At 42.4% G+C, this 21,199-nt stretch carries 18 protein-coding genes and 1 tRNA gene; 17 read left to right on the top strand and 2 right to left on the bottom strand.

Features of this window, described 5'->3' with window-relative positions:
* Positions 1-8: 8 nt before the first annotated feature.
* Positions 9-854 carry a 16S rRNA (cytidine(1402)-2'-O)-methyltransferase gene (rsmI, locus tag DXA60_RS06550; protein ID WP_117920544.1) on the top strand — a complete coding sequence of 282 codons (846 nt, stop codon included), beginning with the start codon at positions 9-11 and terminating at the stop codon, positions 852-854.
* Positions 855-866: 12 nt separating this feature from the next.
* On the opposite strand, the gene DXA60_RS06545 is transcribed toward rsmI, so the two are convergent.
* Entirely contained in the window at positions 867-2,603 is a 1,737-nt protein-coding gene (locus DXA60_RS06545) for a DUF885 domain-containing protein (protein WP_243006791.1), read from the bottom strand.
* A gap of 347 nt (positions 2,604-2,950) precedes the next feature.
* Here DXA60_RS06545 and DXA60_RS06540 point away from each other — a divergent pair, with 347 nt between their 5' ends.
* From DXA60_RS06540 to rpsR, 11 genes are all read left to right on the top strand, one after another.
* A complete protein-coding gene (locus DXA60_RS06540) occupies positions 2,951-3,571 on the top strand; it encodes a nucleoside recognition protein (protein WP_117920542.1) in 621 nt (206 codons plus the stop codon).
* A gap of 91 nt (positions 3,572-3,662) precedes the next feature.
* Positions 3,663-5,327, top strand: a complete 1,665-nt coding sequence (locus tag DXA60_RS06535; protein ID WP_006856610.1) for a two-component system response regulator — start codon at positions 3,663-3,665, stop codon at positions 5,325-5,327.
* Between the two features lie 52 nt (positions 5,328-5,379).
* On the top strand, positions 5,380-5,904 hold the full coding sequence (locus tag DXA60_RS06530) for a spore maturation protein (protein WP_006856611.1): 525 nt from the start codon (positions 5,380-5,382) through the stop codon (positions 5,902-5,904).
* A gap of 66 nt (positions 5,905-5,970) precedes the next feature.
* A tRNA-Met gene (locus tag DXA60_RS06525) sits at positions 5,971-6,044 on the top strand.
* A gap of 163 nt (positions 6,045-6,207) precedes the next feature.
* A complete protein-coding gene (locus DXA60_RS06520; RefSeq protein ID WP_117920540.1) occupies positions 6,208-7,914 on the top strand; it encodes a methyl-accepting chemotaxis protein in 1,707 nt (568 codons plus the stop codon).
* Between the two features lie 2 nt (positions 7,915-7,916).
* The gene (locus DXA60_RS06515; protein WP_015521784.1) at positions 7,917-8,639 is read left to right on the top strand and encodes an NAD-dependent protein deacylase; all 723 of its coding nucleotides are present in this window, start codon (positions 7,917-7,919) and stop codon (positions 8,637-8,639) included.
* Positions 8,640-8,680: 41 nt separating this feature from the next.
* Complete coding sequence (locus DXA60_RS06510; RefSeq protein ID WP_055194607.1) at positions 8,681-9,154, top strand: LURP-one-related/scramblase family protein; 474 nt, start codon at positions 8,681-8,683, stop codon at positions 9,152-9,154.
* Between the two features lie 22 nt (positions 9,155-9,176).
* Positions 9,177-9,377 carry a DUF951 domain-containing protein gene (locus tag DXA60_RS06505; RefSeq protein WP_117920538.1) on the top strand — a complete coding sequence of 67 codons (201 nt, stop codon included), beginning with the start codon at positions 9,177-9,179 and terminating at the stop codon, positions 9,375-9,377.
* A gap of 118 nt (positions 9,378-9,495) precedes the next feature.
* Entirely contained in the window at positions 9,496-9,786 is a 291-nt protein-coding gene (gene rpsF, locus DXA60_RS06500; protein WP_006856615.1) for a 30S ribosomal protein S6, read from the top strand.
* A 49-nt stretch (positions 9,787-9,835) separates the two neighbouring features.
* The gene (locus tag DXA60_RS06495) at positions 9,836-10,282 is read left to right on the top strand and encodes a single-stranded DNA-binding protein (protein WP_006856616.1); all 447 of its coding nucleotides are present in this window, start codon (positions 9,836-9,838) and stop codon (positions 10,280-10,282) included.
* Between the two features lie 30 nt (positions 10,283-10,312).
* Complete coding sequence (rpsR, locus tag DXA60_RS06490) at positions 10,313-10,576, top strand: 30S ribosomal protein S18 (RefSeq protein ID WP_006856617.1); 264 nt, start codon at positions 10,313-10,315, stop codon at positions 10,574-10,576.
* A gap of 126 nt (positions 10,577-10,702) precedes the next feature.
* Here rpsR and DXA60_RS06485 read toward each other — a convergent pair whose 3' ends face one another.
* Positions 10,703-12,721 (bottom strand): methyl-accepting chemotaxis protein, encoded by a 2,019-nt coding sequence (locus tag DXA60_RS06485; protein ID WP_117920536.1) that lies wholly within the window; start codon positions 12,719-12,721, stop codon positions 10,703-10,705.
* Positions 12,722-12,977: 256 nt separating this feature from the next.
* Here DXA60_RS06485 and DXA60_RS19145 point away from each other — a divergent pair, with 256 nt between their 5' ends.
* The 5 genes from DXA60_RS19145 (at position 12,978) to DXA60_RS06465 (ending at position 21,167) form a co-directional block, all read left to right on the top strand.
* Complete coding sequence (locus DXA60_RS19145; RefSeq protein ID WP_243006790.1) at positions 12,978-13,274, top strand: hypothetical protein; 297 nt, start codon at positions 12,978-12,980, stop codon at positions 13,272-13,274.
* On the top strand, positions 13,180-14,373 hold the full coding sequence (locus DXA60_RS06480; RefSeq protein WP_243006789.1) for a glycosyl hydrolase 53 family protein: 1,194 nt from the start codon (positions 13,180-13,182) through the stop codon (positions 14,371-14,373). Before DXA60_RS19145 ends, DXA60_RS06480 begins: the two co-directional genes overlap by 95 nt.
* Before the next feature lie 304 nt (positions 14,374-14,677).
* Complete coding sequence (locus DXA60_RS06475; RefSeq protein ID WP_243006788.1) at positions 14,678-18,796, top strand: endo-1,4-beta-xylanase; 4,119 nt, start codon at positions 14,678-14,680, stop codon at positions 18,794-18,796.
* Between the two features lie 225 nt (positions 18,797-19,021).
* Positions 19,022-19,489 carry a hypothetical protein gene (locus tag DXA60_RS06470; protein WP_243006787.1) on the top strand — a complete coding sequence of 156 codons (468 nt, stop codon included), beginning with the start codon at positions 19,022-19,024 and terminating at the stop codon, positions 19,487-19,489.
* A gap of 70 nt (positions 19,490-19,559) precedes the next feature.
* The gene (locus DXA60_RS06465; RefSeq protein WP_117920534.1) at positions 19,560-21,167 is read left to right on the top strand and encodes a glycoside hydrolase family 32 protein; all 1,608 of its coding nucleotides are present in this window, start codon (positions 19,560-19,562) and stop codon (positions 21,165-21,167) included.
* Positions 21,168-21,199: the final 32 nt, after the last annotated feature.

Raw genomic sequence — 21,199 nt, 5'->3', positions numbered from 1 at the left:
AGAGAACGATGGCAGGAAAATTATATTTATGTGCAACGCCGATCGGCAATCTTGAAGATATCACGTACCGGGTGCTTCGTACATTAAAGGAAGTGGATCTGATCGCAGCGGAAGATACCAGAAATTCGATCAAGCTGTTGAATCATTTTGAGATCAAGACGCCGATGACAAGTTATCATGAATACAATAAAATAGAAAAAGCATATCAGCTTGTGGATAAACTACGGGAAGGAAAAAACATTGCTCTGATCACGGATGCAGGGACACCGGGTATTTCCGATCCGGGCGAAGATTTAGTGCGCATCTGTTATGAGGAAGGAATTGAAGTGACATCCCTGCCGGGGGCAGCGGCGTGTATTACGGCACTTACGATGTCCGGGCTTCCGACAAGGCGTTTTGCGTTCGAGGCATTTCTGCCGCGGGAGAAAAAAGAGCGGGCTGCTATTCTGCAGGAGTTAAAGGATGAAACACGCACGATCATTATTTATGAGGCGCCGCATCATCTTGTAAAAACATTAGAAGAACTGTATGATACGCTCGGAGACCGGCAGATATCCATCTGCCGGGAACTCACGAAGCGCTATGAAGAAAAAATGCGCACGACTCTGTCAGACAGTCTTGCCTACTATGAGGAGAACGAACCCCGCGGGGAGTATGTACTCGTGCTCCACGGAAAAACTTTCGAGGAACTTGCCGAAGAGGCAAGAAAATCCTGGGAGGATATGTCGTTAGAGGAACATATGCAGGTATACGAAAGTAAAGGAACTCCTCGAAAAGAAGCTATGAAGCTGGTGGCAAAAGACCGTGGCATGAGCAAACGCGATGTATATCAGGCACTCCTGAAAGAAGAATAGCGAATAAATCCGTTATTTCTGGTAAAATTCTTTCAGATATTTTTTTATGATTTCAAACGGTGCCGGACCGATAGAGAGAAGCGTCTGATGAAATGCGGATTCATTGTAATCATTGCCGAGAGTTTCTTTTGCATATTCTTTTAATTCCAGAAACTGCAGATAACCGACGTAATACCGGAGATAATTTGCCGGTTCTGATATGATATAGCGGTAAATTTCTGCAATAGTATCCGGATCATTGATACCGTAGTCATTCCAGAATTTTATTGTATCAGAAAGCGACCAGCCATCATGATGGATACCGATATCAGTCGAGGCATAAAGGCTTAAAAGTGCAGACTGATTTAAAGCGAGAAGCGTGGCAGCATCATCCGGCAGACCGGCATAATGATAAGACATCATTTCCACATAGGTTGCCCAGCCTTCCACATATCCGGGATAGTTTAAAATGCTGCGGATCGCCGGCAGACCGGACTGGTATGACATGATCGTCTGATACAGGTGACCGGGGAAGCCTTCATGGGCGAGTGTGGTAAAATAGCGCATGGTCGTGGCATCTGTTTTTGCGTTGATATAGATAGAGTTTGCATTATAGTCATCAATTGGTGCAGTGATATAGTAAGCCGGCGCGAGATAGTCTTCCATACATTCTTCAATATAACTCACAGAGTAAGAGACATCTGGGGCTTTTGGAAAATCGGACTGCATTCGTTCTTTCAGCAGCTCCAAAACGGATGTGGGATCTGCACTGGAAAGCGAAAGTTTTTGCGCGTCCGTCCAGAGATCCGGATTTGATGCGGTCAGGGCGGCGGCTTCGCTTAGATCGGATAATCTTTTTTGTCCGATCATAGTCTCAATATCTGCAATGGAATCGGCACAGCCTGTATTTTCATAGACAAGATATTTATAATAATCCCTGCCTCTTTTCAGATAGCAGAGTCCTTTTTCATTTTTTCCGCTGCCAAGCAGGCTGCTCAGGGAAGATGCCAGTGAGGTGTAAGCAGGAAAAATCATTTCTTTTACGATCTTTTCATTTTGCTTTTTGTAGGCAGTCTTTTGTTCATCTGACAGATCTTTGAAGTCATCCACCTTTTTATTAAAAGTTAAGATCAGATAATGATCGTCTCCATCGTCTGCAAAACGGGAACACTGTTCGATCACTTCTTTACAGACTGCATCGGACATAAAAAGTCCGGCAGAGGATTTCTCTTTTTCAAAATCAATGATCTGTTCAAAATAAGAACCGGTCAGGGGCAGCAGTTTCAGATAGGTTTTGATATCATCCTCGTTGTAAAAACGATATTCTTCATAGAGCACCGGAAGCTGCGCCTGGATACCGGAAGATGGGTTTAGGTATTCATTATACAGTGAAAAATCTGTTCCTTTTTGTTCCATTGAAAGGTAATCTGACAAAATATCATAGGTCAGCTTCTGTGTTTTGGAAAGTTTTTCCGTGTCAAAGTGCTTTAGGGCGGCAACCGTGTTTTCTAAGGCGGCGCGGTTTTGCTCTGCCGCCTGACCGGATATACCGCCAAGTGAGATTGGAATGTCTGTGATGCCGTAAGACGCCGGAGAGGAAAGCGAAAAATGCAGATTTATGGTATTCTGGGTGATCTCTGAACGGAAAAGCTGCAGTAAAAATTCGTCAAATGCAGCATTTTGTGCAGAATTAAGGGAAGATCCAGAAGATGCATTGTCTGCCGGATCGGATTTGTATTCAGAAGAATTGAAGGAGTCTGAATCTGGCATATGCCCAGAAGAAATGGAGGAGTCTGGAGCCGAGTTATATTTTGAGACTGCGCAGCCACCTGATAAAATGGTCGGGATAAGTATGAGCAGAATGAGAAAAAGTGTGGATATCCGGTATAAGCGCGGAAACCGGTGAAAAATATCAGAAAAACATGTCAAGATAAAATACCTCAGTTTAAGATACAGAGTGTTAGTGATATATATGTTGATCTAAAGAAAAAATAACCGAAAAATTGTTGGATGAAGAAGTGTATGGAAAGATGACATTGCAATTTTGCGTTGCAATTTTGCAATACATATATGATGCATTCTGACCATAAAATAAAAGAAAAACCGGAGAGATACGTATGAATTATCTCTGGGCATTTATGATCTTAACCGGTGTTGTGTTTGCCGCATTTCATGGCACACTTCCGGCAGTTACACAGGCTGCACTTGATTCGGCGAAAGAAGCGGTAACACTCTGCATTACGATGATGGGAGTCATGTCTTTCTGGGTGGGGCTGATGAGAATCGCGGAAAAAACAGGCATCATTGCAGGCTTATCAAGGCGCCTTGCGCCGGTGCTGCATTTTCTGTTCCCGGATATTCCGAAAAATCATCCGGCAAATAAATATATTGCCACCAATATGATTGCAAACGTATTCGGACTGGGATGGGCGGCAACACCAGCCGGATTAAAAGCGATGGAGGCGCTGGCGGAATTAGAAAAAGAGCGTGGAAAGAAAGCATTTTCAGATGACACAGTAAAAAAAGGGGAGCGGACCGCCAGCAACGAGATGTGTGATTTTTTGATCATCAATATTTCATCCCTTCAGATCATACCGGTAAACATTATTGCCTACCGCAGCCAGTATGGAAGTGTGAATCCGGCGCAGATCGTCGGCCCGGCACTGATCGCAACGACATGCAGTACACTGACTGCGATTATTTTTTGTAAAATTAGACAAAATATTTACAAAATCTGACAAATAATTCGTTGTACTATTTGATAAAAGACATTATAATGAGAATAGATTTATGTGTAAGACAAATCCTCAGAGAAAGTGAGGGATACCAATGAAAAAAAATAAGATCTTGATTGTAGATGATAATAAGCTCAACAGGCAGTCCCTGGCTGATATTTTCCGTAAAGCTTATCAGATCGTAGAGTCAGAAGACGGGAAAAAGGCACTGGAGTATCTGAAAAAGGATAAAGGACTTTCGGTAGCGGCAATTATACTGGATCTTATTATGCCTGTAATGGATGGATTTGCTTTCCTGGAGGAATTCAAAAAACACAGTGAATATAAGTATATTCCGATCGTCATTGCGACAACGGAAGACAATGTGGAAAATGAAAAACGCTGTCTGGAGTATGGGGTATGGGATTTTATACCGAAGTCATTCCACCGGGAGATCATCTGGTTTCGTGTCATGAACGCTATCAAAAGGAGCAAACAGCACTTTTTAGAGTATGATTCCCTGACAGGAATTTATAACCGTCAGATGTTTTACCAGAAGACGAGGGAGATGCTGGATGACAGTAAGGATGAGACATTTGCATTTATCCGGCTGGATATTGACCGGTTTAAAATGATCAATTCTTTCTATGGTGCGGCAGAAGGAGACCGTCTGTTAAGATGTATGGCGCACAATATCTGCGGTGTACTCAGTGCATATAAGACGTATACTTATGGCAGATTAAATTCCGATGTTTTTGGAATCTGTGTTGCGGTAGAAAAAGAACAGGATGCACTGCTGATCGCCCAGAAGATCCGGGAACAGGTGAAGAAAAACGGGGAGCTGCGCTGTTATCTTGAGACGTCGGCGGGATGTTATATTATCCGGGACAAGGAGATGGAGGTATCGGCAATCTATGAGCATGCTGTAATTGCAGCACAGGAATGCAAGGGGCAGTATATGCATCATGAGGCACTCTACACGGAACAGATGGGAAAAGAGATGCAGCGGGAGCAGCAGATCATAAACGAAATGGATACGGCACTTGAGGAAAAACAGTTTGTCGTTTATTTTCAGCCGAAGTATGAGTTAGATGGTTATACGCCGCGTGGCGCGGAAGCACTTGTACGCTGGAAAAAACCGGATGGGACGATGGTTTCACCGGGAGAGTTTATACCTGTTTTCGAGAAGAACGGTTTTATTATAAAACTTGATTATTATGTGTGGGATCAGGTCTGCCAGCTTATTGCCACGGCGTTAAGAGCAGGACGTAAGCCGGATCCGATCTCTGTGAATGTTTCCCGTGTCAACCTTTATAATCCCAATTTTTTAGAGTCACTGGTCAATCTTGTGGAAAAATACCGGATACCACCGGAGTACCTGCACTTAGAACTGACGGAGAGTGTTTTTTCCGATACGGAAAATGTAATCTTAAATGCGGTGAATTATCTGCACAAGGCAGGATTTACAATTCTGATGGATGATTTTGGAAGCGGATATTCATCTTTGAACGTGTTAAAGGACATTGATCTGGATGTGCTGAAAATTGATATGAAGTTTCTTTCCAAAGGCAAAGATGATGGGCGCGGAGAAAAGATCTTAGCGGCAGTTATCCAGATGGCAAAAGCGCTGGATATGCCGGTCATTGCAGAAGGCGTTGAAGAAAAGAAACAGGTACAGATGCTCAAGAGACTTGGCTGTAATTATATTCAGGGATATTATTTCGCAAAACCAATGCCGCAGGAGGATTATGAACGTCTGGCGCGAAAATCGCATGAATAATGTGAATCGCTGATACATATAATAAACTAACAGCAGCTTCGGGAAGTGTCCTATGCAGATAATGATGTTTTTATCCGATATCATGATACCACTTCTGATTTTTTTGATTATCGGATATGGGCTGTTGTGCAGGCACAATATCTACGAAGAGTTTATCGAGGGAGCGAAAGACGGATTTGAAACAGTCATAGGGATCATGCCAACACTGATCGGACTGATGGTTGCTGTTGGAATCCTGCGTGCGTCCGGATTTCTGGAATGTTTTTCAAATGTATGTGCTATTTTCACAGAAAAGATCGGATTCCCGTCCGAACTGCTTCCGCTTGCTGTTGTGAAAATGTTTTCATCTTCGGCGGCAACAGGTCTGCTTTTAGATATTTATAAGGAGTATGGGACGGATTCGCTGCTGGGGCGGATGGCGTCGATCATGCTCGGAAGCACGGAGACAATTTTTTATACCATGTCTGTTTACTTTATGAGTGTAAAAATCAAAAAGAGCCGCTATACGCTTGCAGGAGCGCTGGCTGCTACGGCAGCCGGAATGGCTGCGAGCGTAGTGCTGGCAGGAATGATTTGACAAAAAGAAAAAAAGGTCTATAATAATGTTATGTAAACGAACAGGGCATTTGTTCTGTTGCAATAGCGCGGGATGGAGCAGTCTGGAAGCTCGTCGGGCTCATAACCCGAAGGTCACAGGTTCAAATCCTGTTCCCGCAACTAAAAAACAGTAGTTTAGAGCTGCAGAAAGCAGATTGCTAGACTACTGTTTTTTGATGATAAAATTTAGCAGTATCGTGGGTGGCAAACCTTGAAAATGTATCGAAAATATACTAAAATTATACATGTTAAAGGTATATTACAAAAGGGAAGGTGAACGGTTATGCAAAAGCTGAAAGACATGAAGATAAAAAAGCGGTTAAATACCGGATTTAAAATGGTAACAGGCATTGCGACGATCGCAGCAGTGCTTGGAATTATTGCAATGCTGGTCGCGTCTGGCCGATATGAATATGCGATGACTAATTATGGATTTTCGCAGGGAGATATCGGTAAGGCAATGGTTACATTTTCAGAGACGAGAAGCGCCCTGCGTGCTGTTGTTGGATATGATGAGGAGGACATGATCGAGGCACAGGTATCGCTGCATGATCAGAAAAAGGAAGCCTTTGAAACATATCTGAAAGACATAGAAAGTACCATGGTTTTCCCACAGGCAAAAGAGGCATATAATACGTTAGTTACGGATCTGGACGGCTATTGGGATATTGATGCAGAAGTTTTAGAGCTTGCAACATCATCTTCGGATGATGGTTATTTAAAAGCACAGGAAATCGACACCGGTGAACTCTCACCACAGTATGACAAAATTTATCAGGATCTGGCAACACTGATGGATCTGAATGTACAAAAGGGTGATGCATCAAAGGCATCATTACATAATATGGAGCTCATATTTATGATCGTGATCATAGCGGTGATCGTGGTCTGTATTGTGATTTCCATCCGTATCGGAAACACGATAGCTGTAGATATAGAAAAGCCTCTGACAGCTTTGGCAGAACGTCTGAAATCATTTGCAGAAGGTGATCTTGACAGTCCGTTCCCGGAGAGTGAGGCAGATGACGAGATCAAAGAGATGATCTTAGAAGCAGAACAGATGGCGCATAATCTGAACCTGATTATTACGGATGCAGGGGAGCTGTTAGGAGAAATGGCGGCTGGTAATTATGCTGTCGGAACCAGGATCGAAAATAAATATGTCGGAAAATTTGCAGCCTTAAAAGATGCCATAAGAAAGATGAACCGTCAGATGAACAGTACGTTACAGCAGGTTGAAGATGCTTCAAAACAGGTTTCTGCTGGTTCTGAAAATCTGGCAGAATCTGCACAGGCACTGGCAGAAGGGGCAACAGACCAGGCAGGTTCCGTGGAAGAACTGACGGCAACGATCACGAACATTACGGACAATGTCAATGCCACGGCAGAAAAGCTTGAGGCATCACACCAGAAAGCAAGCCAGTATGCAAAGCAGGCAGATAACAGCCGCGAACAGATGACGGCTTTGACGGATGCTATGGGACGGATCAATGAGACATCAACCAAAATCGAAAATATTATTTCTGATATCGAAGATATTGCAAGCCAGACGAATCTGTTATCCTTAAATGCAGCGATCGAAGCTGCCCGTGCAGGGGAAGCGGGAAAAGGATTTGCGGTTGTTGCGGACCAGATCAGGAAACTGGCAGAGCAGAGTGCGCAGTCAGCAGTTGATACCCGCCAGCTGATCGAAGGTTCCCTGCAGGAGATCGCAGAGGGGAATAAGGCGGCAGAAAGCGCTTCTGCGGCATTAGAGGAAGTAGTTGAAGGAATCAAAGAGATCGCTGAGGAATCAAAGATGTTAAGCGAACAGTCGGCAGAGCAGGCAAGAGCGATGGAACAGGCAGAATCAGGGGTAAACCAGATCTCAGAGGTGGTTCAGTCAAATTCTGCAGCAGCACAGGAATCATCTGCAACCAGTGAGGAGCTGTCTGCACAAGCAGTGTCTTTAAATGAACTGGTGGGACAGTTTGTCCTGAGAAAGGATTGATCATGTCAAATATAGAAAAGTTCTTAGAAATGGTACAGGAGTCAGATAATATTGTATTTTTCGGGGGAGCAGGCGTTTCTACCGAAAGTGGCATCCCTGACTTCAGGAGTGTGGATGGACTCTATAATCAGAAATATGATTATCCACCGGAGACGATATTAAGTCATACCTTTTATATGAGACATACAGAAGAATTTTACCGTTTTTACCGTGATAAGATGCTATGTCTTGATGCAAAACCAAATGTGACACACCAGAAACTTGCAGAGTTAGAGGCTGCGGGCAAGGTAAAAGCCGTCATCACACAGAACATTGACGGACTGCATCAGATGGCAGGAAGCAGGCGTGTTTTAGAGCTGCATGGCAGCGTGCATCGCAATTACTGTCAGAAGTGTGGAAAAGGATTTGATGCGGAATATATTTTAAAATCCGGTACAGAGATTCCGCTGTGTGATGCGTGTGGAGGTAAGATCAAACCGGATGTGGTGCTTTATGAAGAGGGCTTGAACCAGCAGACCTTAGAGGATGCTGTATTTTATATCAGCCATGCAGATGTGCTTATCATTGGTGGAACTTCGCTGGCAGTATATCCGGCTGCAGGATTGATCGACTATTACCGGGGAAACAAGCTGGTGCTTATCAATAAATCTACAACACCGATGGATGGCAGAGCAGATCTTTTAATCCAGGCAGGGCTTGGTGAGGTGTTTTCACAGATCCGGTAAACAGAGTAAGTACTATTTTAAACATCTAAAAAGGAGAAGGTATGCGTTTACTGATAAAACAGAGAGTGTTTTCATGGTCAGATACTTATGATGTCTATGATGAGGAGGGCAATGTACGGTATTTTGTCAGGGCAGAGGTGTTTGCACTTGGACATCAGATCCATGTCTATGATGCGGCACATGTTGAGGTTGGAATGATCCGTCAGAAGCTGTTTAATCTTCTTCCGGTCTTTGAAATTGAAACAGGTGGGATCAAAAGAGGACAGATCGAAAAACAGTTTACCCTGTTCCGGCCGAAATATGATATTGATTTTAATGGATGGCGTGTGGAGGGAGATTTCCTTGGCTGGGATTATGATGTATATTCCGGCTGCAGTTCCATTATTCATATTTCAAAACAATTACTCCACTGGGGTGATACGTATGTGATCGATTTTACCAATCCGGGCGATGAACTGCTTGGAATGATGCTTGTGATCGCAATTGATGCAGCAAATTGCTCGCAGAATAAATAGTATAGGAGAATAGAGAGGATTTATGGATAAATATGAAGTTGGTGATGTGGTGCGGTTGAAAAAGCAGCATCCGTGCGGCAGCAGTGAATGGGAGATCCTGCGCGTGGGTGCAGATTTCAGGTTGAAATGCTTAGGCTGCGGGCACCAGATCATGATCGCAAGAAAACTTGTGGAGAAAAATACCAGAGAAATCCGCAAAAAGGAAGCTAAGCAAGGAAGCTGAGTAAAAAGTTCTTGCAAACTATTGATTTTTATGATAGAATATGTTTTCGTGATATATTATTAAATTCCTTGCTCACTCATATAAGAGCGGGCCAGAGACCAAAAGGAGGAAAATTCGCATGAATAAGTATGAATTAGCGCTTGTTGTTAGTGCAAAGATCGAAGACGATGCGAGAACAGCTACCGTAGAGAAGGCAAAAGAGTACATCACTCGTGCCGGTGGTAACGTAACAGAAGTAGAAGAGGCTGGTAAGAAGAAATTAGCATATGAGATCCAGAAGATGTCAGAAGCTTTCTATTATTTCATCCAGTTCGACGCTGCATCTACTGTTCCGGCAGAAGTTGAGCGCGATGTCCGCATCATGGACAATGTTCTTCGTTTCTTAGTAGTAAGAAAAGACGAGAAATAAGATTCTTTGAACTGACAACGGTTTGTTTGATAGAAGAGAGGAATCGTATATGAACAAAGTTATTCTTATGGGAAGATTAACCAGAGACGCAGAGATCCGTTATTCTCAGGGCGAGAGTGCTACTGCGATCGCAAGATTTTCACTTGCAGTAGATCGCCGTTTCCGCCGTGACGGAGATGATCAGAATACAGATTTTATCAACTGTGTTGCATTTGGCAGAACAGCAGAGTTTTTGGAGAGATTCGGACGTAAGGGAACAAAATTCGTTCTGGAAGGTCGTATTCAGACTGGCAGCTACACCAACAAAGACGGACAGCGTGTTTACACGACGGACGTTGTTGCTGAAAATGTAGAATTTGCAGAGAGCAAAAATGCCAGCGGCGGCGGAGATAACTCCGGTTTTAACCCTTCCGACAGACCGTCACCGAGCAGTGCAGCAGGTGATGGCTTCATGAATATTCCGGATGGAATTGATGAAGAGTTACCATTTAACTAATGGAGATCATAACAACAGGAGGTAATTATCATGGCTTTCAATAAAGCAGCAGACAAAGATGGCGCACCAATGAAGAGACGCCCGATGCATAGAAGAAAAAAAGTTTGCGTTTTCTGTGGAAAAGATAACGTAATCGATTACAAAGATACAAACAAATTAAAGAGATACATCTCTGAGAGAGGAAAAATTCTTCCTCGTCGTATCACTGGCAACTGTGCAAAACACCAGAGAGCTCTTACAGTAGCTATTAAGAGAGCCCGTCACGTTGCATTAATGCCATACGTATGCGAATAAATTCGCAACGAATAAATTCGCAGTGAATAGAAATTACATTGAATAGAAGAAATCCCCTGTAACCTGCTATATTTGTATTGCTGGTTACAGGGGATTTTTTAACTGTTCCGGCGTTAGATCAGCGTGTTATTCCTCGTTGGTCAGGTCAAATCTCTGTACAAGCTGCTCTAGCGTAGTAGCCTGAGCGGCAAGTTCTTCCGATGTGGCAGAAGTTTCTTCGGCAGCGGCAGAGTTGTCTTCCACTCCTTTAGAAATTTCTTCAATACCAATCTCAAGCTGTTCCATGCTCTGCTCCTGCTGGACATAAGTTTCGGAACTCTTTGAAATCATTTCATTTACTTTCTGAACAGCTTCCATGACTTCCTGAATGGAAGTGACGACGTCATTTACAATCTGGTTTCCATGTTCAATTTCGTTAATGGAAATACCGATGAGATCTTTGGTCGTATTGGCTGCTTTGGAGCTTTCCTCGGCTAAAGAACCTATCTCGGAGGCAACAACAGCAAATCCTTTTCCGGCTTCACCTGCCCGTGCAGCTTCAATGGAAGCATTTAATGCTAACAGATTTGTCTGGTCTGCGATATCTTCAATTGTCTTAATGATGCCGACAACCTCATTGGAGGTCTGTGTGATCTTATTCATTGCTTCTGTCATTAGTGACATCTGATCTTTGCTGTTTCGCATCATATCAGTTACTTTTAATGTTTCATCAGCCGCAACCTGTGCAGCAGCAGTATTTTCTTTTACCTGATCGGTAACAGCAGTTGTGGTGGCAACAAGTTCTTCTACGGAAGCCGATTGTGTGGTGGCGCCTTCCGCAATACTTTGTGCTGCTTTGGCAAGATCCTCAGAACCGGCAGACACCTGACTGGAAGTGTTGATAATATCAGTCATGATGTTTTGCATGGATTCAGAAATATTGATAGGACCTTCTTTTACTTTTGAAAAATCTCCGGCATAATCATATTTCAGTGTAAATTTTAACTTTCCATCTGCTAAACGGTTTAAGGCATAGGTAATCTCATTAATGTAATTAATGTATTCCTTCAGGCGGTCTACCGTTAACTGGATGGAGTCAGAAAGTTCGCCGATTTCATTGTCAGAGTGAATCTTAAGGGATACATCAAGGTTTCCTTTGGCAAGTTCCTGTGCAACATCATTTAATGTACTGATCGGTTTTGTAATAGCAGAAGCGACTTTGCGGATGGCAATGACAGTGGCTGCAATACCGATGACGATCAGTACAAGCATAATAACCATGCATATGGTGAGGCTGGAAAAATATTCACTGGATGGCAGACAGCTTAAAACAAAATAATCGGTATCTGTAATGTCTACAATATATCCATATCTTGATTTATTTCCAATGGTATATTTTACTGCGGTATTTCCACCTCCAAGAGCATTGACTACATTATCACTTACACCAATCTCAGTAAGAGTTTTTAACTGATAATCTGTATTTGGATGGTAAATGATGGTTCCGTCAGATGTTAAAAGAATTACAAAACCATTATCACCTACTGTGTAGGAGAAAAATAATTCGTTGATATGGTCTAAGGCAATATCCAATCCGGCAACACCGACAACATTTTTTCCGGAAGGATCGTATACGGGTGCGGCGGCGCTTAAAATTAATTTGCCTGTGCTGACATCTGTGTAAGCGTTGGTGAGCATACTTTTACCGGTTTGTGTTACCTGATACCAGTCTCTTTGCGTGATATCAAAAGAACTGTCACTGGTATAGCCGTCTGACTGGGTCAGAACATTAGCATCAATATCACCGATCCAGGCAGCAAGAATGTTTTCACTGTCTGTTGCCTGATGACTCTGCAGCTCTTTAAATACATCCTGATAAAGGGTGGCTTCTTTAATGGAATCGCCGGATTTAGTTTCAGTCAGGATTTCCCGTATATCGGGATTGAGAGCCATCTGTTCCGCGGTAGTTGTGTACTTTTTAAAAAAGGTTTCAAGCTGATATGAGGCAGCTTTTGACTGTAGTTCCAGTTCGTCTTTTTGTGAGGACAAGCTGATGTTCCCGATCATGATCGCAACTACAATAGAGAAAATGACGAATATTGTGATAACGACCGACAGAATGCGGATTGAGATTTCATTGGAAATCTGTTTTCTTTTGTTTTTCATAACCGTATGCTCCTTTGCGTTTTTCTTCCATTATATACCCATGCAAACGAAAAACAACGAATTTATTGAAAATAATTATAAATAAAGTAATTAAACAGAAATTTTTACTGATAAAATGGAAAAGTATAGTAAAAAGCCGAACGCTGTTGCGCAAAGAAAAAAACGAGAAATGTTGTTAAAACTGGGAAAATGAAATTTCTTTCAGAGCATAGGAACAACAGCGTTGCGCAAACAAGATGTTGGGGGAGGAAAAATAATGAAAAGTGGGATGGTAAAGCGCATGCTGGCAGCGGCACTGGCAGCGACATTGATTGTGACAAGTGCCGGGACAACGGATGTCTGGGCAGCAGGAAGCGAAGAGACAGTTTCTGTGAGTGTGGAAGAGACAGAGGAAAGTACGGAGAATGTAAAAACTGCAAGCAGCAGTAATTTGATAACAAATGGAGATTTTGAGACAGATGCATCTGGATGGACATTTTTGTTGGGTGGTGGCGAATACCTGGAGTGCATTACAGACAGCGCTTACATCAGCAAAAGCAGTTTATGGGGATAAAGACAACAAAACCGTAGAGGAATTAACAGAAGCTAAAACAGTCCTGCAGGCTACAAAAGATGCACTGGTTGATGCAGGCATCGTTGATACCGGAGCTGATGGTATTTTTGTACAGAAAGTAGATGGACTGAGCGATGATTTTATCAAAGGTGTGGATGTGTCATCTTATGTCAGCTTAAGAGACAGCGGAGTGACATTCAAAGACTGGAACGGTAACGTGATAGGTGATCAGGAGTTCTTCAGCCAGTTAAAAGAAGCAGGTGTTAACTATGTGCGTATACGTGTGTGGAATGATCCATATGACAGCAATGGAAAAGGATACGGTGGTGGAAATAACGATCTTGCAAAAGCAAAGAAAATCGGAAAATGGGCAACCGACGCAGGCATGAAGGCGTTAATTGATTTCCATTATTCTGATTTCTGGGCAGATCCGGGAAAACAGAAGGCACCGAAAGCCTGGGCAGGTTATACGATCGATCAGAAAGTGACAGCTGTATCTGATTATACAACAGCGAGCATTACAGAACTGTTAGATGCAGGTGTTGATGTTGGAATGGTTCAGGTTGGAAATGAGACAAACAACGGTGTCTGTGGTGAGAGTACATGGGAAAACATGTGCAGGATCTTTGATGCCGGTGCAGATGCGGTTCACGCAGCAGGAGAGGCAAAAGGAAAGAATATCTTAGTTGCTGTTCATTTTGCAAATCCGGAAAAAAGCGCAAACTATGCAACTTATGCAAAAAATCTGAATACATATGATGTAAGCTATGATGTATTTGCATCTTCTTATTATCCATACTGGCATGGAACACTTGACAATCTTACCAGTACTTTAAAGAATATTGCTGATACTTATGACAAAAAAGTAATGGTAGCAGAGACATCCTGGGCAACAAGTTTAGAGGATGGCGATGGACATGAAAATACTGTTCGTAAAGGTAATAATGATACAAAAGTAGATGGTATGGATTATACATTTTCCATACAGGGACAGGCAAATGAAGTAAGAAGTGTTATTTCAGCGATCAACAATATCGGTGACAATGGTAAGCAAACTTTCAAAAGGCAAGACATATTATGTCAAAGTGCGTGCTTATAAGAAAGATTCCACAGGAGCAAAAATTTATGGAAGTTTCAGCAGTGCAAAGAAGATAAAGATCAGTAAGTAGCCCAAAAAGTAAATTTATAATATATGTCATGTGGTAAAAACATGATAGAAAGTGGAGAATTTTGTCTTTTGCAGGATTCTCCACTTTTTTAACTCATGATAATGGATGTCTGCAGAGAGTGTATTCTATTATTTGTCCGGTTTTTTTCTATAAAAAATCCCCTATTTTTAATATTTGCTCATGCTAACATAAATTTGTAACTGTCAAAAATATATAAAAGGAGGAGAACGGGGTTTGAAACGAAATTGGAAAGCAGGGGTATGCGTAGCTTTATGCAGTGCTATGGTTTTTACCGGGATAGGACCTGTGCTGACACCATATCTTGAAAATGCAGTTGTCTATGCAGATGAAAACGAAAATTCAGGGGTAAAAAAAGTTTTTACTGCAGATCAGCTGAAAGTGGCATGGGGAGACGCGGATTATGAACTCGCAGATGGACAGTGGAAATTGTCCTTTGCAAAACAGTATAATCAGGTGAAATGGACGTTGCCGGAGAGTATCGAAATGTCACAGGTGAATGCTGTTACATTTCAGGTGGCGGATCAGAAAGTACCGATCAGTCTGAAAGTATACAACGGTGGAGATGATGCAACAGCAGCTAATACACAGTACGGATTAAACGGACAGACGGAGTACACGATAAATCCATCGGGGGATGGCGCTATTGATGCAGTCGGAATCATGATAACGGAAGATAAACCGGAAAATGCAACGGTAAGTCTTGTCAGTGTGACATTTGAACTGAAAGTGGGAGCAGGCGATGCAAAACTGGGGAATAATATTATAAAAAACGGTGATTTTGCAACGTCTGATGCGGTGGAGTCATGGAACAGTGCAGCCGGAGAATCGGTTGTTTCAGTTGCAGCAGAGGAAGAAGAGATCGCAGATTCCGGTCTAAAAACATACGGTGTACTTACACGTAATCAGGAAACTGCCACCCCTGGGGATTGTTTTTCGCAGGATATCACGGATGCGGTTGAAAAAGGGGAAACATACAAATTCTCATTCTGGGCAAAATTGTCCGATGATTACAAAGATGCTCCGGAAGAGCAGAGAAATGTGGAGTTTGCACCATTCTATGTTTCCGGTGGTGAGGCAACATATCTTGGAAGTTATTCAGCAGGTATTTTGTCAGGAGACTGTACAAAGACATTAAAAGCTGGAGAATGGACAAAATATGAGGGAACTTTCAAAATACCGAAAGCTGCAGATCAGGTGGTCATCCGTATTATAGAACAGGGAACCAACTATGGACAGGGCGATTGCGTAAAAGGGACTTACTATGTGACCGGTGTGTCCATGAATAAGATTGAAAGAGAAAAGCCATCTATTGAGAAGGACATCCCGGACTGGAAAGAAAGTGTGAAAGCTGCTTTAGGCAATGATGTAGTTGCCGGCACAGCAGTGACCGGTGATGAGATCAATGATGATACGCTGATGGAACTGGTGGAAAAACACTTTAATGCGGTTACACCTGGAAACGAATTAAAACCGGATGCATTGTTCAACTATCAGTTAGAGGATAAAGTCAATACAAAGACAATCCAATTTAAAGGACAGGATCTTGAAGTCCCGGTCGTAAATGAAGCCGGTGACAGCTTGGACTTTTCACGTGCAGATAAATTAATAAATAAAATCTGTGAGTGGAATAATGAAAATCCGGATAACAAAATCCGTATCCGTGGTCATGTCCTTGTATGGCATTCCCAGACACAGGAATGGTTTTTCCATGAAAATTATGATAAAACCAAACCTTATGTGGACAAAGAGACCATGAACCGCCGTCTTGAATGGTTTATTTCAAGTGTCTTTGACCATTACTTCGGGGAAGCTGCAAATGGAAAATATGACGGATTATTTTATGGCTGGGATGTTGTAAATGAGGCTGTCATTGGAAACTCTTACCGTACAGATACCGTGAGTGCAGCGGAAAGTCTCGATGAGATCCGTCATGGAAATAATTCAAGCTGGTGGCATGTATATAAGAGCAACGAATTTATCATCAATGCATTCAGATATGCAAACCAGTATGCACCGAAAAATGTAGAGCTTTATTACAACGATTTTGGTGAGACGGATAATACAAAATGTGAGGGTATCGTAAAACTCATCAATGATGTAAAGGCTGCCGATGGAACCAGACTGGATGCATTTGGCATGCAGGCACATTACAGTGTGGATAGTTTTTCTGCCATGCAGTTTAAAACAGTGGCTGAAAAATATGCAAAAGCTGCAGGAAAAGTGCAGCTCACAGAGCTTGATTTTAAATCAAGTGCATCTTATACATCAGGTATGGCAACAAAAGAGAGCGAATATACCAAAATTGCATATTGCCATAAACAGTTATTCGATGCGATCAAAGGCTTAAAAGCAGATGGTTCGAATGTTTCCGGATTGACCGTATGGGGTGTCATCGAGCCAAATTCATGGTTACATGAACAGTCCGGTGTCGGTGGTGGTGCAGACGGCTCTGCGCAGTGCCCATTGCTTTTTGATGGAAATTATAAAGCAAAACCTGCGTACTGGGCGTATGTAGATGCATCCAGACTCCAGCCGTCAATTCAGGATGTAGTTGCTGCAGAGAAAAAAGGTGATGCAGTGACAGGAAAGACATATAACATTATGCAGAATGATATCACGGCTTCCTTTATTCCGATGTGGGATAAAGATGGTCTTACCGTGCAGGTTATGGTAGAAGATGCCGTAAAAGATGATAATGATGCAGTTACTGTTTATGTGGATACTGCAAATTTCGGAAAAGATGACATCACACCAGTGAACGTAACAGTAAAAAGAAGCGAGGCAGCAGAAGTAGAAAATGGTTATCAGGCAACCGTAAAGGTACCGTTAGCAGGACTTTCCGTTGCAAAAGTGATCGGAATGGATGTTGTGGTCACAAATGGGGATAAAACAGCCGCATTTAATGATTTGACAGGAAAACAGGGCACAAGCAGTAAATATTATGCGAAAGTAACAATGAAACCGGGGGTAGAGGAAGCTGCCTATGGTACAGTTACCGTAGACGGGGATAAAGATGCGGCATGGGATAATGCCGGAACCATTCCGATTACGATCAATCTCGGCTCCAATGTTTCTGCAAATGCGAAGTTACTCTGGGATAAAGACAATCTTTATGTATATGCCGAGATCAAAGATCCTGTCCTTAATAATACCAACGGTGATGCATGGGAACAGGATTCCTTAGAAGTATTTATCGACGAAAATAATGGAAAATCCAACTCTTATGAAGACGATGACAAGCAGTACAGGATCAGTTATGTAAATGATCACTCATTTAATGGCAAAAAGTGCCTTGAAGAGAATATGAAGTCTGTGGCAAAAATAACTTCTGACGGATATGTTGTTGAAGCGTCATTTAAATGGACGGATATCACACCAAAAGCCGGAGATGAGATCGGACTTGAATTTCAGATCAATGATGCTGATGCAAGTGGCAAAAGAATTGGTACATTAAGCTGGAACGATGAAACAGGAATGGGATGGTCTAAACCGGAAGTATTTGGTACTGTAAAACTCGGAGAAATTAAAAATGCTCCGGATAAAGATACAGAAAAGAAACCGGAAACAGAGAAGAAAGAAGTAAAAGTTAAAAAAATCACGTTAAATAAAACAAAAGCCGGAATGAAAAAAGGTGCAACGCTTACATTAAAGGCTGTTGTTTCACCATCTGATGCAGATATTAAAGACGTTAAGTGGACATCTTCCAACAAAAAAGCTGCGACTGTTGATAAGCATGGAAAAGTAAAAGCATTGAAAAATGGTGTGACCACGATCACGGCAACGGCAAAAGATGGAAGCAGAGTAAGCGCGTCCTGTAAGATCACGGTAGGGTATAAAATTACCTATAAGTTAGGAAAAGGTAAAAACAGCAGCAAAAACCCGGAATATTATTACAATGAAAAGGTAAATTTAAAATCTGCTTCCAAAAAGGGATATGTCTTTAAGGGCTGGTATACAGACAGCAAGTATACAAAGAGAATTAAAACAATCTCAAAGAGCAGCAAAAAGAATCTTACTTTATATGCGAAATGGCAGAAAGTGACCGTAAAGAAATCTGCAATTAAGAAAATGAAAGCTGTTTGGGGAAGAAAAGCAAAAGTTACAGTCCAGAAAGTGGAAGGTGCAGCCGGATATCAGATTGTTTATTCTACGGATAAGCAATTCAAAAAGAATGTAAAGAAAGTAACAATATCAGGCACATCAAAAACACTTGGAAAATTGGCAAAAGGCAAGACATATTATGTAAAAGTGCGTGCTTATAAGAAAGATTCCACAGGAGCAAAAGTTTATGGAAGTTTCAGCAGTGCAAAGAAGATAAAGATCAGTAAGTAGTTCCCAAATAAATTTAATATACCCGTCATACAGTAAAATGTGTGGCACACCGGAAAGAGGATTTTGCAACTAAGTTGTGAAGCCCTCTTTTTGCTTTGCATGATAGGTGTGTGTTTTTCCAGTACCATAAACAGGAATCGGAATTGATAAAATTTAAAATGTCAACCGATTGATATACTGAGAAAGCAGTGTTAAAGTAAGGGCACAGTAAGGACAGCAATGACAATGGGGATGTTAGCAGGCTGTGGCAGCAACAGCAATTCCGGCAGCGCAAATACAGGCAGTAATGCAGGAAGCAACGCAGCGGACAGCAGCGATGCCAGTGAGAGTACAGCAGCCGGAACTGAGAGCACAGGGAATATCGACACCGCAGATTTAGTAGGAACACAGATCACGATGTTAAACAGTAAAGGTGAGATTCAGACAGCAATTGAAGATATGGCAGAGGCATTTAAAGAGGAGACAGGAATCGAACTTGAGGTTCAGGCATGCGGAACCGGTGAATCTCCATATACGAGAGTGACAAGCGCATATAACTCAGGAACAGCACCGACCATGGCGATCTTAGACACCACAGATGTTGTTGCACTTGCTTCCCAGTATGCAGTCGATCTTTCCGATGAGGAGTGGGTGAAAGAATGTGTAAACCAGACCACACAGGTGGATGGAAAAGTATACAGTTTCCCATGCTGACCAGTGAAAGATGTTATGTGCTTACAAGTGCTGGTTAAAAAGGAAAAATATAAGTAGGAGGTTGTAAGACATGGAAAAGGAAATATACATCAAAAAAGGGTGGCTGTTTATTCCGGTCTGTGCCACGTATGGCGAGCTGCCGTTTGGTGGCAAAAAAAACAACCGTATGCTTGAGATGTTCTGCCGGGAGGATAACAGCGAAACAAAGCTGTTTGAGTTTCAGATCCCGGCGGGAGAGGCAGAGGATGAAACATACCCTGTCAGTTATTATGCCCGTTTTCCGGTAAAGCAATTTACCGATAAAACACTAATTCTAAGAGGGGATCTTGGGAAAGCTTTCTTTGACGGAATCAGAAATGAGGACGCACCTGAAACGGAAGAAAAATCTTTCCGTGCTATGCAGGGTGAGGCTTTCCGCCGCCCTTCGATTCATTTTGCACCGCAGACCGGATGGATGAATGATCCGAATGGCCTTGTGTATGCCGATGGCGTGTATCATTTGTATTTTCAGCATAATCCGTTTGATGTGCAGTGGGAAAATATGAGCTGGGGACATGCCGTAAGCAAAGATCTGCTGCATTGGGAGCAGAAAGATGAAGTGCTTTTTCCGGATGAGACAGGAACGATGTTTTCCGGAAGCGGCATTGTAAATGATCATGAAATGCTCGGACTGCCCAAAGATGCACTTATTTTTTTCTATACGGCAGCCGGAAATAACAATAAATGGAGCATAGGAAAACAGTTTACACAGCGTGTGGCATACAGCACGGATGGTGGAGAAACGCTTCACAAACTGGATAAAGGAGTGCTTGAGGCGGTATGTAAGGAAAATCGTGATCCGAAGGTGTTCTGGCATGAAAAAAGCGGTGCCTATATCATGACGCTGTGGTTAGAGGAAAGTGATTTTGGCATTTTCCGTTCTACGGATCTGTTAAACTGGGAGCAGACAGACAGGCTGACTTTAAAAGATGCCTGGGAGTGCCCGGATCTGCTGTGCTTAAAGGATGAAAACGAAGATGAAAGCTGGATGTTCTGGAGCGCAGACGGCTTTTACTTCTGGGGTGAGTTCGACGGTTTCAAGTTTCAGACGGATGGTGTGCGCCATATGGCTTATATCAATAAGATGGCTTACGCGGCGCAGACTTACAGCAATACAAAAGACAGAGTGATTTCTGTTCCGTGGCTCAGACTTCCGAATCATGGAAGAAATTATACCGGGGCGATGGGACTGCCGAGAGAGTTTTCGGTTACTTATAAAAACGGTGAAAAAGTATTAAAACAGCAGCCGGTCAGGGAGTATGAGGACAGGAAAAAGCTGGTGTATGACAGTGCAGATAAAAATATGCAGCAGGAAGATATGTTTCAATGGGAGTTTACACCGGATACTGCAACAGAGATTCAGATCACGCGCGCAGAGTCAGAAGATATATTGCATGTGCAGGTGAACCGGGATTTTGAATTTGTATACAATGCCGGAACCGGGGAATTAAAAGCCGGTGATGAGACATTTAAGACAGAAGCCGGAATCCGTGATTTTTCACTGCTTTTTGATGACGTAATCTTTGAAGTGACTGCGGATTGTGATACAATGATAGGTATATTTGAACTGCCCCGGATTGTGGAAGAATTTTGCATGAAAAAGGGCAGTGCAGAGAAGATACAGATATTTGTTTCATAATAAAAAGATAGATTTGACGAAGAAATGAGAAG

It is taken from the genome of Roseburia sp. OF03-24 (assembly GCF_003463035.1).
In the GTDB taxonomy this organism is placed as follows: Bacteria; Bacillota; Clostridia; order Lachnospirales; family Lachnospiraceae; genus Roseburia; species Roseburia rectibacter.
Note: the sequence above shows the minus strand (reverse complement) of the source record. Positions and strands in the feature narration are given on the sequence as shown.

Bases quoted from the DNA above. Each gene is read 5' to 3' on its own strand.
- rsmI (WP_117920544.1), top strand. From the start codon at position 9: ATGGCAGGAAAATTATATTTATGTGCAACGCCGATCGGCAATCTTGAA.
- DXA60_RS06545 (WP_243006791.1), bottom strand. From the start codon at position 2,603: ATGCCAGATTCAGACTCCTTCAATTCTTCTGAATACAAATCCGATCCG.
- DXA60_RS06540 (WP_117920542.1), top strand. From the start codon at position 2,951: ATGAATTATCTCTGGGCATTTATGATCTTAACCGGTGTTGTGTTTGCC.
- DXA60_RS06535 (WP_006856610.1), top strand. From the start codon at position 3,663: ATGAAAAAAAATAAGATCTTGATTGTAGATGATAATAAGCTCAACAGG.
- DXA60_RS06530 (WP_006856611.1), top strand. From the start codon at position 5,380: ATGCAGATAATGATGTTTTTATCCGATATCATGATACCACTTCTGATT.
- DXA60_RS06520 (WP_117920540.1), top strand. From the start codon at position 6,208: ATGCAAAAGCTGAAAGACATGAAGATAAAAAAGCGGTTAAATACCGGA.
- DXA60_RS06515 (WP_015521784.1), top strand. From the start codon at position 7,917: ATGTCAAATATAGAAAAGTTCTTAGAAATGGTACAGGAGTCAGATAAT.
- DXA60_RS06510 (WP_055194607.1), top strand. From the start codon at position 8,681: ATGCGTTTACTGATAAAACAGAGAGTGTTTTCATGGTCAGATACTTAT.
- DXA60_RS06505 (WP_117920538.1), top strand. From the start codon at position 9,177: ATGGATAAATATGAAGTTGGTGATGTGGTGCGGTTGAAAAAGCAGCAT.
- rpsF (WP_006856615.1), top strand. From the start codon at position 9,496: ATGAATAAGTATGAATTAGCGCTTGTTGTTAGTGCAAAGATCGAAGAC.
- DXA60_RS06495 (WP_006856616.1), top strand. From the start codon at position 9,836: ATGAACAAAGTTATTCTTATGGGAAGATTAACCAGAGACGCAGAGATC.
- rpsR (WP_006856617.1), top strand. From the start codon at position 10,313: ATGGCTTTCAATAAAGCAGCAGACAAAGATGGCGCACCAATGAAGAGA.
- DXA60_RS06485 (WP_117920536.1), bottom strand. From the start codon at position 12,721: ATGAAAAACAAAAGAAAACAGATTTCCAATGAAATCTCAATCCGCATT.
- DXA60_RS19145 (WP_243006790.1), top strand. From the start codon at position 12,978: ATGAAAAGTGGGATGGTAAAGCGCATGCTGGCAGCGGCACTGGCAGCG.
- DXA60_RS06480 (WP_243006789.1), top strand. From the start codon at position 13,180: ATGCATCTGGATGGACATTTTTGTTGGGTGGTGGCGAATACCTGGAGT.
- DXA60_RS06470 (WP_243006787.1), top strand. From the start codon at position 19,022: ATGGGGATGTTAGCAGGCTGTGGCAGCAACAGCAATTCCGGCAGCGCA.
- DXA60_RS06465 (WP_117920534.1), top strand. From the start codon at position 19,560: ATGGAAAAGGAAATATACATCAAAAAAGGGTGGCTGTTTATTCCGGTC.